At 56.5% G+C, this 13,066-nt stretch carries 11 protein-coding genes; 4 read left to right on the top strand and 7 right to left on the bottom strand.

Features of this window, described 5'->3' with window-relative positions:
• Positions 1 to 34: 34 nt before the first annotated feature.
• The 3 genes from GOV90_RS10185 (at position 35) to GOV90_RS10175 (ending at position 5,325) form a co-directional block, all read left to right on the top strand.
• Complete coding sequence (locus GOV90_RS10185; RefSeq protein ID WP_171094635.1) at positions 35 to 568, top strand: TRAP transporter small permease; 534 nt, start codon at positions 35 to 37, stop codon at positions 566 to 568.
• The gene (locus GOV90_RS10180; protein WP_171094632.1) at positions 565 to 1,824 is read left to right on the top strand and encodes a TRAP transporter large permease; all 1,260 of its coding nucleotides are present in this window, start codon (positions 565 to 567) and stop codon (positions 1,822 to 1,824) included. The genes GOV90_RS10185 and GOV90_RS10180 overlap by 4 nt, the downstream gene beginning before the upstream one ends.
• 195 nt (positions 1,825 to 2,019) lie before the next feature.
• Positions 2,020 to 5,325, top strand: a complete 3,306-nt coding sequence (locus tag GOV90_RS10175; protein ID WP_171094630.1) for an adenylate/guanylate cyclase domain-containing protein — start codon at positions 2,020 to 2,022, stop codon at positions 5,323 to 5,325.
• Between the two features lie 105 nt (positions 5,326 to 5,430).
• Here GOV90_RS10175 and GOV90_RS10170 read toward each other — a convergent pair whose 3' ends face one another.
• The gene (locus GOV90_RS10170) at positions 5,431 to 6,123 is read right to left on the bottom strand and encodes a Crp/Fnr family transcriptional regulator (RefSeq protein ID WP_171094622.1); all 693 of its coding nucleotides are present in this window, start codon (positions 6,121 to 6,123) and stop codon (positions 5,431 to 5,433) included.
• A 185-nt stretch (positions 6,124 to 6,308) separates the two neighbouring features.
• Here GOV90_RS10170 and hemA point away from each other — a divergent pair, with 185 nt between their 5' ends.
• Positions 6,309 to 7,532, top strand: coding sequence for a 5-aminolevulinate synthase (gene hemA / locus GOV90_RS10165; protein WP_171094621.1), 1,224 nt, complete (start codon positions 6,309 to 6,311; stop codon positions 7,530 to 7,532).
• Positions 7,533 to 7,588: 56 nt separating this feature from the next.
• Here hemA and GOV90_RS10160 read toward each other — a convergent pair whose 3' ends face one another.
• The 6 genes from GOV90_RS10160 to GOV90_RS10135 are packed head-to-tail and all read right to left on the bottom strand — an operon-like array spanning position 7,589 to position 13,009.
• Complete coding sequence (locus tag GOV90_RS10160; protein ID WP_171094619.1) at positions 7,589 to 7,876, bottom strand: nitric oxide reductase F protein; 288 nt, start codon at positions 7,874 to 7,876, stop codon at positions 7,589 to 7,591.
• Positions 7,877 to 7,880: 4 nt separating this feature from the next.
• Positions 7,881 to 8,429 (bottom strand): cytochrome c oxidase subunit 3, encoded by a 549-nt coding sequence (locus GOV90_RS10155; RefSeq protein WP_171094617.1) that lies wholly within the window; start codon positions 8,427 to 8,429, stop codon positions 7,881 to 7,883.
• A complete protein-coding gene (locus GOV90_RS10150; protein WP_171094615.1) occupies positions 8,426 to 10,351 on the bottom strand; it encodes a nitric oxide reductase activation protein NorD in 1,926 nt (641 codons plus the stop codon). The genes GOV90_RS10155 and GOV90_RS10150 overlap by 4 nt, the downstream gene beginning before the upstream one ends.
• Positions 10,352 to 10,360: 9 nt before the next feature.
• Positions 10,361 to 11,176, bottom strand: a complete 816-nt coding sequence (locus GOV90_RS10145; RefSeq protein WP_171094613.1) for a CbbQ/NirQ/NorQ/GpvN family protein — start codon at positions 11,174 to 11,176, stop codon at positions 10,361 to 10,363.
• On the bottom strand, positions 11,176 to 12,543 hold the full coding sequence (locus tag GOV90_RS10140; RefSeq protein ID WP_171094611.1) for a cbb3-type cytochrome c oxidase subunit I: 1,368 nt from the start codon (positions 12,541 to 12,543) through the stop codon (positions 11,176 to 11,178). Before GOV90_RS10140 ends, GOV90_RS10145 begins: the two co-directional genes overlap by 1 nt.
• A 16-nt stretch (positions 12,544 to 12,559) precedes the next feature.
• On the bottom strand, positions 12,560 to 13,009 hold the full coding sequence (locus GOV90_RS10135; RefSeq protein WP_171094608.1) for a cytochrome c: 450 nt from the start codon (positions 13,007 to 13,009) through the stop codon (positions 12,560 to 12,562).
• Between the last annotated feature and the right edge of the window lie 57 nt (positions 13,010 to 13,066).

The following is a 13,066-nucleotide window of genomic DNA, read 5'->3' as shown; positions in this document are numbered from 1 at the left end:
TCGAACCTGCGCCCTTTCTTACGGGAGAACAGCGATGTTGTATCGGCTGTCGGCTGGCTTGGCGCGGGTCGAATTGTGGTGCGCTGCCTTTCTGGCGGTCTGCATAACCGTTCTGATTTTGCTGAATGTCGTGACACGTACAGCGGGCAACGCGCTGTTCTGGGTCGATGAACTGGCAATTTATGCCATGGTTTGGATGACGTTTTTGGGGGCATCTGCAGCGTTGCATCATCGCAGTTCGGTGTCGATTTCCATTCTCTCCGACAATGTGCCGGATCACGCTAAACGGGTAATCCACAAGACGGTCGATGTGGTTGTGTTCGCCTTTTCCATTGCGATGCTGTGGTTCTGTTGGCGCTGGTTTTTGCCGTTGGACATCGCGCGCAACGGCTTTGACGCCGTGGCTTTTCAAGGACAGACGTTCAATTTCATCTATGCCGAGCCGACACTGACCCTGGGCCTGCCAAAGTATCTGTTCTGGCTTGTTATGTGGCTGTTTGCGCTTGGTGCAACTTTGCATTCCACCATGCACTTGCTGCGCGCTCCGGCGAAGGGATCGCAACCATGAGTCCCATCGTCTTTCTGGCCACCCTTCTACTGTCTGTTCCTGTGGCGATCGTACTGGCCATCACGGCCATCTGGTACATTTGGGAAAGCGGAAACACGATACTTTATGACAGCTTCGCGCAGAAAATGTTCGGGGGTCTTGAGAACTATGGCCTTCTGGCTATTCCGCTGTTCATGCTGACCGGCGAGCTTATGAATGAGGGCGGCATGACCCGACGCCTTGTTGCGCTGGCGCGGGTGTTTGTTGGCGGGTTTCGTGGCGGGTTGGCTTATATCAACCTTCTGGCCAATATGTTCATGGCGGCGATCATCGGCTCTGCCACAGCACAGATCGCGGTGATGTCGCGCGCCATGGTCCCTGCGATGGATGAAGAAGGTTATGACAAAGGCTTTGCCGCCGCGACCACAGCCGCTGGTGGCCTATTGGCCCCGGTCATTCCGCCATCGATGATGTTTGTGATCTTTGGTGTGCTGGCCCAGATCCCCATAGGTGATATGTTCATTGCGGGTATTTTGCCGGGCTTAATTCTGGCTGGTGCTTTCGCGCTGGTCATCACTTTGATTGGTTGGCAGCAACAATTTCCCAAAGGCCGCTGGATGACGCGTGCCGAGGCTTTCAGGTCTCTGATCAGCGCAGCCCCGGCCCTGCTGATCCCGCTTTCGATCATCGGCGGCATCCTGTTCGGGATCGCCACCCCGACCGAGTCCGCCGCGATTGCGTCCCTGATCGCCTTTCTTGTGGGCTGGCTGGTTTATGGCGACCTGAAGCCGCAAAACCTGGCCGAGATGTTCAAACGCACCGCCGCCAATGCTTCGATGATCCTGTTCATGATTGCGGCCGCCAGTGTGTTTGGTTGGGTCATCATCTACGAAGAGATACCGCAGCATCTGGCCGGGTTGATCACATCCGTCACCTCGAACCCCTTTGTATTTCTGCTGATTGTAAATCTGGCTCTGTTGCTGGTTGGAATGGTGATTGACGGCATTGCAGCGATTATCCTGATCACGCCTATCCTGCTGCCCATTGCAACCGGGTCTTACGACATCAGCCCCTATCAATTCGGCATCGTCGCCTGCCTGAACCTTGTGCTTGGTTTGCTGACCCCGCCTGTAGGGATCGGATTGTACATCGCCTCATCCATGAGTGGCACAACACCCGGTTCGATCCTCAGATCGCTGTGGCCTTTCCTGATCGCGGTGGCGTTGGTTCTGCTTTTGCTCAGCTATTTCCCCAGCCTGTCGACGGTGTTGATCTAAGGTTGATCCCAAAAGCCCACCAACCCAAGCAAATTGACAGGAAACATCCTGTCCTCGCACCGCGCTCTTGACCCGCCCTGTCCTGTCGTTCTTGATGAGATCAAATACTCTTGTCGGCTCGCAAGCCGAGCTTAAGGGTTAAACGAAAAAGCGGAGAGCGTGGCACCGCATCGACGATGTCACGCGCAAGGTCAAATGGCTGATATTGCGAACTGGCTGAGCGAACATGGCTTGTCCAAATATGCAGATGCCTTTGCCAGGCATGAGATCGAGTTGGGTGATCTCTCGGAACTCAGCGATGATGACCTTGTAACCATTGGCCTGCCCCTTGGGCCAAGACGCCGTTTCCTGAAAGCTGTTCGCCAAGGTGCTCAAGGTCGATCCGGCACAGAGGCCAATATCATTGCTGAACGCAGACAGCTGACAGTGATGTTTATTGACCTCGTGGGCTCTACACCGCTGTCGCAACAGCTAGACCCCGAAGATCTGGCCGAAGTTCTGAGATTGTTCAAAGAAACTTGCGCAGCAGCCGTTGCAGCCTATGACGGCCACATCGCCAGCTATTATGGCGATGGCATCATGGTGTTTTTTGGATTTCCGCACGCGCACGAAGATGATCCCGAACGTGCCATTCACGCAGGTCTACGAATTATTCGCGAAATCCCTGCCTTGCGAACGCATGCCCAGCTTCAGGTGCGGATCGGCATCGCAACCGGATTGGTCGTTGTGGGCGATTTGCGTGGCGAAAAGATGTTCGAGGATGGCACGGCGATGGGGGAAACTCCCAACCTTGCCGCGCGGCTGCAGTCCATGGCGGATCCGGGCACGCTTATTGTCGCGCCGACAACCCACGAACTTGCGGGTGACACGTTTGAATATGTGCGTCGTGGGACGTTTCAGCTGAAAGGCTTCGCCAAGGGAGTCGAAGCTTGGCAAGTCACCGGAACGCGCCAAACCCTAAGTCGGTTCATAGCGTCCGGTGACATCGCGATGAACTCTCTTGTTGGTAGAACGCTAGAGTTCAAAACGCTGCACAGCAAATGGGATTTGGCCCGCCAGGGGCATGGTCAGGTGGCGTTGGTGTCAGGCGAGGCTGGTATCGGCAAATCGCGTCTGATTGAAGAGCTGAGCCGTACGATCCCCGAAGCCTCTTTCCGGCACATCCGTTTCCAATGCTCACCTTACCATGATGCAAGTGCGTTATATCCCGTTATTCGCCAACTTGAGTCCGCCGCAGGGTTGAGAGCGGACGACAGCGCGACCCAGAAATTGGACAAGCTAAAACGCGTTTTGGGCACACAGTCCGAAAGTGCGTTGAAATTGGCCGCGTCGCTTCTGTCAGTTCCGTTCGAGCATCAGTTGGGCCCGCTAGATCTGACCCCTGAGCAGGTCATGAAACAGACCCTGGATATGCTGGTGGACCATCTGGTCACAATGTCTAGGAAGGCCCCGGTTTTGGTGCTTTTTGAAGACGCGCATTGGGTAGACCCAACGACAAAGACGCTGCTGGATCTTTTCGTCGATCAGATCGGCGACGCATCAGTCCTTATGGTGATGAGTTTTCGCACAGGTTTTGACCCGGACTGGTCATTTACCTCAAATCTCACTCATTTTGATTTGAAGCAGTTGGGCTTTGCAGAGATCAAGGAGATTGTAGACGAAGTCGCTACTGGCGCAGCCGTTCCAAATGCAGCCTATGACCTGATCGCGGCGCGCTCGAATGGGGTTCCGCTCTATGTTGAAGAAGTCACCAAGGATCTGCTGGAAGCCAGTTTCCGGCCGGATAGCCCGGATGACTATACACCTGATCAAACCTCAGCGTCGTCATCAGTTCCGAAAACTCTTCATGACGCCTTAATGGCCCGACTTGATCGATTGAGCTCGGCCAAGGAGGTCGCCCAGATCGGAGCGGTCATTGGCCCGCAATTCTCGTATCCCTTGATCGCGCAGGTTTCGCGTTTTGATGAAACGGCCTTGCGGGCAGGTCTGGATTTGTTGGTGGATGCAGGCATCATGACGCTGTCGGGAACAGAATACGAAGAAACCTTCAGTTATCGGCACGCGCTGATCCGCGACACGGCTTACAATAGCCTTTTAAAGCGAGAGCGCCGGACGCTGCACGCTCGCGTGGTTGAAGCTCTGAACCAGACTGAACATCAAGACACGGCTGTTGGACCTGAAATTCTGGCCCATCACTACACGATGGCGGATATGCCAGAACAGGCGATCGATCACTGGTATCTGGCGGGTCAACGCGCTGTGGAACGATCAGCGGGCGTGGAAGCTGTGACACAGCTGGGCAGAGCTATCTCTTTGCTGGAAAAAATAGAGGAGTCCGTTGACAGAGACCGCAAAGAAACGCGGATTCAAATTCTGCAGGCTGGCGTTCTTCGTTCAACCGCAGGAATAGCAGCAGATGAAACAGGGGCGGCTTACGCACGAATTCGCGACCTGTGCAACCGGTTGGGTGAAACTGAGCAGTTGTTTCCCGTACTAAACGGCCTTTACGCGTATCACCTTGTAAGGGGCGAGTACAATTTGGCCAGGGACACGGCTTCACAATTGCTGGACCTGGCACAGCTGACCAAGGAAACGCACCATATCATGATCGCCCATCGGGCCATGGGTGCGGTCTTGCTGCACATCGGGGATTTGGAACCGGCCTGCGATCACCTGAAACAGGCGCTGGAGTTATATGAACCGGAACAACACGGCCGCCTTGCTTATGTGTATGGCACCGATCACGCAGCCATCACATCGTGTTTTCTGAGCATCGCAGTCTGGATGCGCGGCCAGCCGGATCATGCGCTCGAGATTCAACAGCAGGCAGTTTCGGCGGCTCAAAAGTTGAACCATGCGCACAGCCTGGCGCAGTCTTTGACCTATCTTTGCATGCTGCACCTGCTCCGGCGCGAGCCTGAACAGGTTTATGATGTTGTGGCGCGGCTGGAAGCTCTGGCCATAAAGCACGCTTTTCCGTTCATGACGTTGACGGCAAATGTCTGGCGCAGCTGGGCGGATGCGTTGCTTCATCCGGACCAGAAAACTTTCGGCGCATTCCGCAACGCTGCCGAAGCGTGGTGGGCCAGTGGGGCGGGAAATTACAAACCCCTGTTCTTGACTGCATTGGCCGAGGTCTCATTGAACGCAGAGGATGTAAAAACAGCGCAAGATCTTCTGGGCGAGGCACGCATGCAGCAAGATTTGACCAACGAAGGGTGGGCGCAGGCTGAAACTGATCGAGTTGAGGCAATGGTGCAGTCCTCGGATCAACCTGCCGACGCCCTTTTTGCGCGCGCTCTGAAAACAGCGCGCGAACAGCAAGCCAGAATGTTGGAACTGCGAACTGCGGTGGAGTATTTGCGGACCTGCGAGCGCTGCGATTTTGCACCACAGTTTCCACCAGACGTGGACGGCATTCTAAGCACGATCACGTGGGGGGCACAGAACCGAGATATCGCAGACGCTTTGGCCCTGCTGGAACATGCGAAAACGTCGTAAGTGTATTTTCAAGCTGGAGAGTGAGTGAACCAGTTCAAAGTCTTCCAGGTTGAATTTTGCCGTTTAATTTGTCTCGACGTGACTTCGATTTACGAGTCTCCGAGGTTATCTCTCGCTCGGGTCGCTTTCCGCATAATCGCGCAAAACGTCAATATCCGCGATATCGGCATGATTTCTGTTAATCTTGACACCGACAGACTTCAAACGTGAAAACGCGCGGCTCAGGCTTTCGGGTTTCATTCCCAGACGGCCAGCTATCAACATCTTGTCGTAGGGCAGCTCTACTTCGCACGCACCGCTTTCGATTTCACATAGATTCAGCAGGAACTCTGCAACGCGCTGCGCGCCCGTTTGCGCCTTGAGCTGCTCGAGCTGCGCAACAAGAGAATGCAGGTGTGTAAAGGTAGACGCCAGGATCGATACACCTATTTCCGCGTCTTCCCGCATCAGCGCCAACAGTACGGGGCTGGGAATGTGCATCACTTCGCAAGGTGACACTGCTTCGGCCGAGACTGGGTACGGTACATCCCGAAGGGCCACGGCCTCACCAAAACTATCGCCTCGCGTGAAAACACTGACGACCGCTTCCGCACCCGTAGGTGTAACCCGGAACAGCTTGACCCAACCGGCCAGAACGACGTGAACGGCTTTAGCTTCTTCCTCTTGAAGAAAAATCGTCTCGCCCCGGTCATATTTTCGCCAGACGGCCTGACGCAACAAAGTATCGACATGCTGCTCGGGCAGGCTGCGCAATAGCAGTGATTGGCGTGCGATTGCCTTTTGTGCCTCATGCGACATGCAGGCATCCCCCTGTTAGTCCGTTCCGGGCCGACCCCGGGTTAGCATCCCTGGGCAAAGCTATGCCAAAGCACGCTTAGTGTTGCCAGCCCTATTCTTGCGCCGAAACTTGACAATTGTCATGTCACGACCAAGTCGACTGCCTTAAATTCAGCTCAAAGCCAGTTATCCGGGGAGTACGTCAGATGGACTTCGAGCGTTTTTTCAGCCAGAGCCTCGACACTTTGAAAGATGAAGGCAATTATCGCGTTTTCATCGATTTGCAACGACGTTGTGGGGCGTTTCCGAATGCGCGGCAGACGGATGGACCGGTTCAGCGGGACGTTCGAATCTGGTGTTCGAACGATTATCTGGGCATGGGTCAGCACCCCTCGGTGATCACTGCGATGCACGATGCCCTGGAGCGCTGCGGTGCTGGAGCAGGTGGAACCCGCAACATTTCAGGCACCACCCATGACCATGTGGTACTTGAGGCTGAACTGGCTGATCTGCATGGCAAAGAAGCGGCGCTACTGTTTACCTCGGGTTATGTTTCAAATTGGGCCGCGTTGGGGACGCTGGCTGCGAAAATCCCGGGTCTGATAGTTTTCTCTGATGCGTTGAACCATGCCTCGATGATCGAAGGCATCCGCCACTCACGGGCGCAGAAGGTGATCTGGAAACACAACGACCTTGCGGATCTGGAAGCCAAACTGGCCGCCGCCGATCCCAACGCGCCCAAGATGATCGCATTCGAGTCTGTCTATTCGATGGATGGCGACATTGCCCCGATCAAAGAGATTTGCGATCTGGCCGACAAATTCGGCGCAATGACCTATCTGGACGAAGTCCACGCAGTTGGTCTTTATGGCCCACGCGGAGGCGGTATTGCCGAACGCGAAGGGCTTATGGATCGTTTGACCGTTATTGAAGGTACGCTGGGTAAGGCTTTTGGTGTGGTGGGTGGGTATATCGCTGCCTCTGTCGCACTGTGCGATTTCGTGCGCAGCTTTGCCAGCGGGTTTATCTTCACCACCGCATTACCGCCATCCATCGCGGCAGGCGCTGCGGCCTCAATCCAGCATTTGAAGCAATCGACCACGGAACGTGACTTGCAAAAACAACGGGTAGCACAGGTTCGGGCCCGGCTGGACGTCGAAGGCATTCCGCATTTGCCCAACCCCAGCCACATCATCCCGGTGATGGTTGGCGATCCGGTGAAATGCAAGTTCATCTCGGACACCCTGCTGGAAGAATTCGGCATCTACATCCAGCCCATCAACTATCCCACCGTTCCCAAAGGCACCGAGCGGTTGCGGATCACGCCGTCACCGATTCATACCGACGAGGATATCGATCAACTCGTCGGTGCGCTGTCAGCCCTATGGCAGCGCTGTCAGATCGCGCGCATGCCAATGGCCGCACAATAGTTCAAAGCACCCCTTTGCTTGAAAAACTGCCGCCCTTCGGGGCGGCACATTTTTGTTCAGAGCAGATAGAGGACGAAGACGATCAGTGCAAAGCCTTTCAGCGCAACGGAAAACCCTCGCAGCCAGGCCGGGCTGGTTGCAAGGTCGAGGTACTGCGCCAGGATGATGCGGCATTTGAGAAGCGCAAGGCCCAGAATACCTGCACCAACGATTGTAGATCCAAGCGGTAACATGGTCAGCAGCGCCGACGTTATGCTGAGCGCCAACAGGGTGAACCACGCGCGTGTGAGTACGTTCGGGGGCCTCCGGCGGGAGTATTTGTGAAAAGATGAAGACGCGGGCATCTTTTTATCCCAACAGGTAGATCACGGGGAACAACATGATCCAGACCAGATCGACCATGTGCCAGAACTGCGCGCCTGCCTCGATGTTGCGCGGATCGTCGCGCCAGGCCACCAAGAGAAGGAGTCCGACCCCGGCCAAGACATGGGCGGCGTGGAAGCCAGTCAAAAGGTAATAGAACAGAAAGAAGGGATGGGTTTCATACGTGATGCCTTGTTCAGCCTTTCCAGCGTATTCCGCGCCTTTGATAACAAGGAATACAACCCCTAACGCAGCCGCAAACACAAGTGCAAACCGTACTTTGAACCGTTCCGCAGCGCGGCGCCAGTGCAGAGCTTGCGCGGCAAGGTAACCTGACGTAACCAGCACCGCAGTGTTGAAGGCAGCTCCGGTGCGGTAGAGATGCGATTTCGCCTCGGCAAAGCCCACAGGATCGGTCAGCCGCACGCCCATAAAGGCAATAAGGCCCGCACCGAAGACCAGCAGTTCCGATATGATCAGAACCCACATCAGCAACTCGCCGGGAAGCTCGTCGATCAAGGAAGCGTCGCTCATGCCCCGACCAGTTGGCGGTAGATCTGTGGCAGAGCCATGGTCAGGCGGTGTGGATCGGGAATGACCGCGAAACCGCCCTGACCGAACATGCGTGGGAACCAGCTTTTGCCGGTTTTGTCGATGGTTACGCCAAAAACCGATTGCCCGGCACGGCGCGCCTCACGTACCGCCATGCAGGTGTCTTCAATACCGTGGCGACCTTCGTAATGGTCGAGATCGTTGGGTTTGCCGTCTGTAATAACCAGCAGCAAACGGCGCTTGCGGGATTGGCTGGCCAGATCGGCAGAGCAATGGCGGATCGCCGCGCCGAGCCGGGTGTAGTGACCGGGTCGCAGTGAGGCAATGCGTAGCTCGACCTTAGCCCCCATTGGTTCATCGAACCGTTTACAGCGTTGTACATAAACACGTTGACGTTTCAGCGAACTGAACGCGTGGATGGAGAAATCGTCGCCACAGGCGTTCAGACCCCAGGCAAGCGCGGCCAAAGCCTCGCGTTCGATGTCAATCACGGCGCGGCCTGTGACCGCGCTTTCGGTCGAGCGGCTGACATCCAACAGAATCGACACCGCCAGATCACGGGCTTCGGGGCGCGATTGCATCCAGATGCGTTCGTTTGCTTCGCCGCTCGCCCTTCGCTCGGTCTCGGCGCGTACCGCAGCCTCAATGTCCAGCTGGTCTCCGTCCAGATGGCCGCGGGTCATCACCCGTCCGGGGCGGAGAGCCTCGAACTGGCGTTTCACAGCACGGATACGGCGGGCCGTGGCGGGATCCTTGCCAAACTCAGCCGCGTCTTCTCGGATGTCGGCATCTGAAAGCAGGACATTGACGTGATCCGGCAGGTATTGCCCGGTACGCACGTCCCATTCAGGGTACAGGATCCGACCTGACAAGCGTTCGCGGTTCACATCCTCGGGCGCAAGGTCCAGATGCAATTTCAATTTGGTCGGCGGCGCTTTTGAGATCTGGCCCAAGCCGATCTCTTCCTGATCGTCAGCGGCTTTCTTGGCATTGTCAGGATCGTCGTCATCGATGCGGCGGTTGATATTCAGGAACTCGGCCCAGCTGAGGATCGCTTCGAATTTGTGCAGGATGAAACTGTCGCTGCGCTCGGCCTGATCGGATTTTCGGCGGCGGGCCCGATGGGTTTTCTCACCAGATTCTTCAGGTTCGCCCTCGGTCTCGGGGTTTTCCACCTCGTTATGTTCTGAAAACCCAACCGCCCGCAATTCGGGCCACAGGGGAACCGGTCGGAAATGTTGATAGCCCCGCGGCGCAGCCAGTTCGTCATCATCCAGCGCCAGAAGATGCTCTGCCCTTGAAGACAGAAGGGCAGGATCGCCAAGCATATGACGGACAAGCTCTTCCACTGCTGCTTCATCGGGCGGCAGGTCGGGAATGTCACGGTGATGCAGAACGCCTTTGCACAGCTCGATATAAAGCGGACGTAGCCCCGGCGCATTTTCTAGTGTTGCATCGACCATATGTTGAGCAGCGATCAGGGCGCGCAGGTCAGCGCGTAATGGGTCATCTTCGTCGATGCGGGTTCCGGCATGAGCCGCAGCCGCGGCCAGCCAGACATAAAGCGCGCCATTTGCTTCACGCGCAGGGAACACAGCCAGGCGATCCGGTAGCCGAAGCACTTCACCGTCAAACGATGCGCGGGGCATCAGTTCGGCCTCAGTCGCCAATCGGCGGCGCCAACTTAAACGGTGGCGCGAAACCTCGGGTGAGACCGGGCGTAATTCTACGCCCGGGCTACCCCCAAGTCCTCGAAAGAGGACAGCCAGCCGCCCCGCGACCTGAGACAGGTCAACCGCGGCTCCTTCATGCACTTGGGGTGCATCGAGGCGGCTGGCAAGGGTGTGCCACAGTTTCCCGATCGTTTCTTCGGGTTCCCATGGCTCAAAGTCGATCTTGACCATCGGCCGGCCTCACCCAAAGACAGCCGTGACAAGATCGAGGAGCCCGCGTTTGATGTCCTCGTCATCTGTCAGAGGTTCAACCATAGCGGCGAGGATGGCGCGGTCAGTGGACATGCCTTGCGCGATCAGCGTCGCGGCATAAACGACCAGACGGGTGGAAACGCCTTCCTCAAGGTCCTGACCCTTGAGCCCGCGCAGCTTGTTCGCCAGTCGCACCAGTGGTTTGCAGCGTTCCAGCGGCAAACCACTTTCCTGAGCGACGACTTGCGCTTCCATTTCAGGCGACGGGAAGTCGAACTCGAGCGAGATAAACCTCTGACGGGTCGAGGGTTTCAGGGTTTTCAGGATATTCTGATATCCGGGGTTATATGAAGCCACCAGCATGAAGCCGGGCGCGGCCTCAAGCTCTTCACCTGTGCGGTCAATCGGCAGGATGCGTCGGTCGTCGGTCAGCGGGTGTAGGACGACGGTGACGTCCTTACGGGCCTCGACCACCTCGTCGAGGTAGCAGATCGCGCCTTCGCGCACCGCCCGGGTCAGGGGGCCATCGACCCAGACGGTTTCGCCACCTTTCAGCAAGTAGCGCCCGATCAGGTCGGCTGCGGCCAAATCATCATGACAGGCCACGGTGTAAAGCGGGCGGCCGAGTTTAGCCGCCATGTGGGCCACAAAGCGGGTCTTTCCGCAGCCTGTCGGACCTTTCAGCAGAACCGGCAGGTCGTTGTTATACGCGGCGCAGAACACATCGCATTCATCGCCTTGGGGCAGGTAGAAGGGGGCGTTCGCCGCCCCCTCATTCAGTTTCATGGAGCCGTCCATATCCATCACTCCGCAGGGGTTTCAGCTGCGCCGGGTTCAATGACCTCTTTCCGGGGCACCCAGATCGAGTAGATGAACAACAGTGCACCAAGAACAACAACCACACCGGAACCAAGACGCATCCAGTAGAAGACTGCGATTTGGTCCTGCACATCCATGAAATAGTCACCAACCACGCGCTGCATGTGCGTTTGCACGGTACCACCGAAGGTCAGCACGAAGGTCATGAAGACCATGCCGCTGGTCATCAGCCAGAACGAGCCCATGTTCAGTACCTGATTGTACGGATCCCGGTTTTTCAGGATTGGCATCGCGTAGGTGAAGATCGCCAGGTTGAGGCAGACATAGGCGCCGTAGAAGGCCAGGTGACCGTGTGCTGCAGTGATCTGCGTGCCGTGGGTATAGTAGTTCACCCCATGCAGCGTGTGCAGGAAGCCCCAGACACCGGCACCAAAGAAGGCAAGCGTGGCACAGCCCAGCGACCACAGCAGCGCAGCCTTGTTGGGGTGGTCGCGGCGGCCCTTCCAAACCATGACGAAGGCAAAGGCCATCATTGCAAAGAACGGGATCACCTCAAGGCTGGAGAAGATCGACCCGATCCACTGCCAGTATGCAGGTGTACCGATCCAGTAATAGTGGTGCCCTGTGCCAAGGATGCCCGAGAACAGCGCGGCGGCGACGATGACATACAGCCATTTTTCGACGATCTCACGGTCCACACCGGTCAGCTTCAGCATCAGGTAGGCCAGGATCGAAGCCATGATAAGCTCCCAGACGCCTTCCACCCACAGGTGGACAACATACCACCAGTACTGCTTGTCCAGGGACAGGTTGCCGGGGTTGTAGAAGGCAAACAGGAACAGCAAAGCCAGCCCCCAAAGGCCCAACAGAAGGATGTTGGAGATGGCGGTCTTCTTGCCCTTCAAAACGGTCATCGACACGTTGTAGAGGAACATCAGCGCGGCCACGACGATGCCCGCCTTGACCCATTTGGGTTGTTCAAGGAACTCGCGCCCCTCTTTGCCCAACAACCAGTTGCCTTCAAACAGGTTGAAGACATAAGTTACGACCACACCTAATGTACCGACCACAAGAATGATCAGCTGAAGGTAGGCCAGCGTTGGCGAATGGATTTCGCGCTCGGTCTCTTCCGGGATCAGAAAGTACGCCGCACCGAAGAAGCCGAGCAGCAGCCAGACGATCAGAGAGTTGGTGTGCAGCATCCGAACGATGTTGAATGGCAGAAGCTCACTCAGGAAGTTTGGGAATACATAGATGAAACCGGCCAGCAGGCCGCCGATCACCTGTATTGCGAACAAGGCCATAGCTACCGCAAAGTAGGCATAGGCGATTTTTTGGGATTCGTATTTCATTGCTCCGTTCCCTTTCTCAGCCTGCCTCGTTGGGCGGCCAGTCCTGAGCGTCGATATTGTCCGTCCAGATCAGGAAGTTGGTCAGGTCGCGGATCTCTTCGTCGCTGAGGTTGAAGTTGGGCATCTGCCGGCGGCCGGGAATGCCGGTCGGTTGTGCTTCCATCCAGCCCTTGAGGGATTCAAAGGCCGATTCCGGGTCATCCAGCACACCCCAGCGGGTCATCACATTGCCCACTTCGGGGGCATAGTAAGCCCCTTCCCCAAGGATCGTATGGCAGTTGATACAGGCGTGTTTTTCCCAGACATGCTTGCCGCGGATCACGCTTTCATCAAGTTTGGCGGCGTTTTCCGAATTAACGATATACAGGTGCGAATGGGCCGACAGGGCCAGAAAGATGAGGATGAAGAACAGTGACCCGCCATAGAATATGTTGCGAGCCATGCTCTTTGTCATGACTTCTCGCATCGCGCTCTCCTTTGCGCAGATTAGCTAGTGTTGTCAGCATGGCGGGCGGCGCGCATC

Origin of the sequence: Ruegeria sp. HKCCA5929 (assembly GCF_013034525.1) — a bacterium.
GTDB lineage: Bacteria > Pseudomonadota > Alphaproteobacteria > Rhodobacterales > Rhodobacteraceae > Ruegeria.
This window is presented reverse-complemented; position numbering and strand designations above follow the sequence as displayed.

Bases quoted from the DNA above. Each gene is read 5' to 3' on its own strand.
- GOV90_RS10185 (WP_171094635.1), top strand. From the start codon at position 35: ATGTTGTATCGGCTGTCGGCTGGCTTGGCGCGGGTCGAATTGTGGTGC.
- GOV90_RS10180 (WP_171094632.1), top strand. From the start codon at position 565: ATGAGTCCCATCGTCTTTCTGGCCACCCTTCTACTGTCTGTTCCTGTG.
- GOV90_RS10175 (WP_171094630.1), top strand. From the start codon at position 2,020: ATGGCTGATATTGCGAACTGGCTGAGCGAACATGGCTTGTCCAAATAT.
- GOV90_RS10170 (WP_171094622.1), bottom strand. From the start codon at position 6,123: ATGTCGCATGAGGCACAAAAGGCAATCGCACGCCAATCACTGCTATTG.
- hemA (WP_171094621.1), top strand. From the start codon at position 6,309: ATGGACTTCGAGCGTTTTTTCAGCCAGAGCCTCGACACTTTGAAAGAT.
- GOV90_RS10160 (WP_171094619.1), bottom strand. From the start codon at position 7,876: ATGCCCGCGTCTTCATCTTTTCACAAATACTCCCGCCGGAGGCCCCCG.
- GOV90_RS10155 (WP_171094617.1), bottom strand. From the start codon at position 8,429: ATGAGCGACGCTTCCTTGATCGACGAGCTTCCCGGCGAGTTGCTGATG.
- GOV90_RS10150 (WP_171094615.1), bottom strand. From the start codon at position 10,351: ATGGTCAAGATCGACTTTGAGCCATGGGAACCCGAAGAAACGATCGGG.
- GOV90_RS10145 (WP_171094613.1), bottom strand. From the start codon at position 11,176: ATGGATATGGACGGCTCCATGAAACTGAATGAGGGGGCGGCGAACGCC.
- GOV90_RS10140 (WP_171094611.1), bottom strand. From the start codon at position 12,543: ATGAAATACGAATCCCAAAAAATCGCCTATGCCTACTTTGCGGTAGCT.
- GOV90_RS10135 (WP_171094608.1), bottom strand. From the start codon at position 13,009: ATGCGAGAAGTCATGACAAAGAGCATGGCTCGCAACATATTCTATGGC.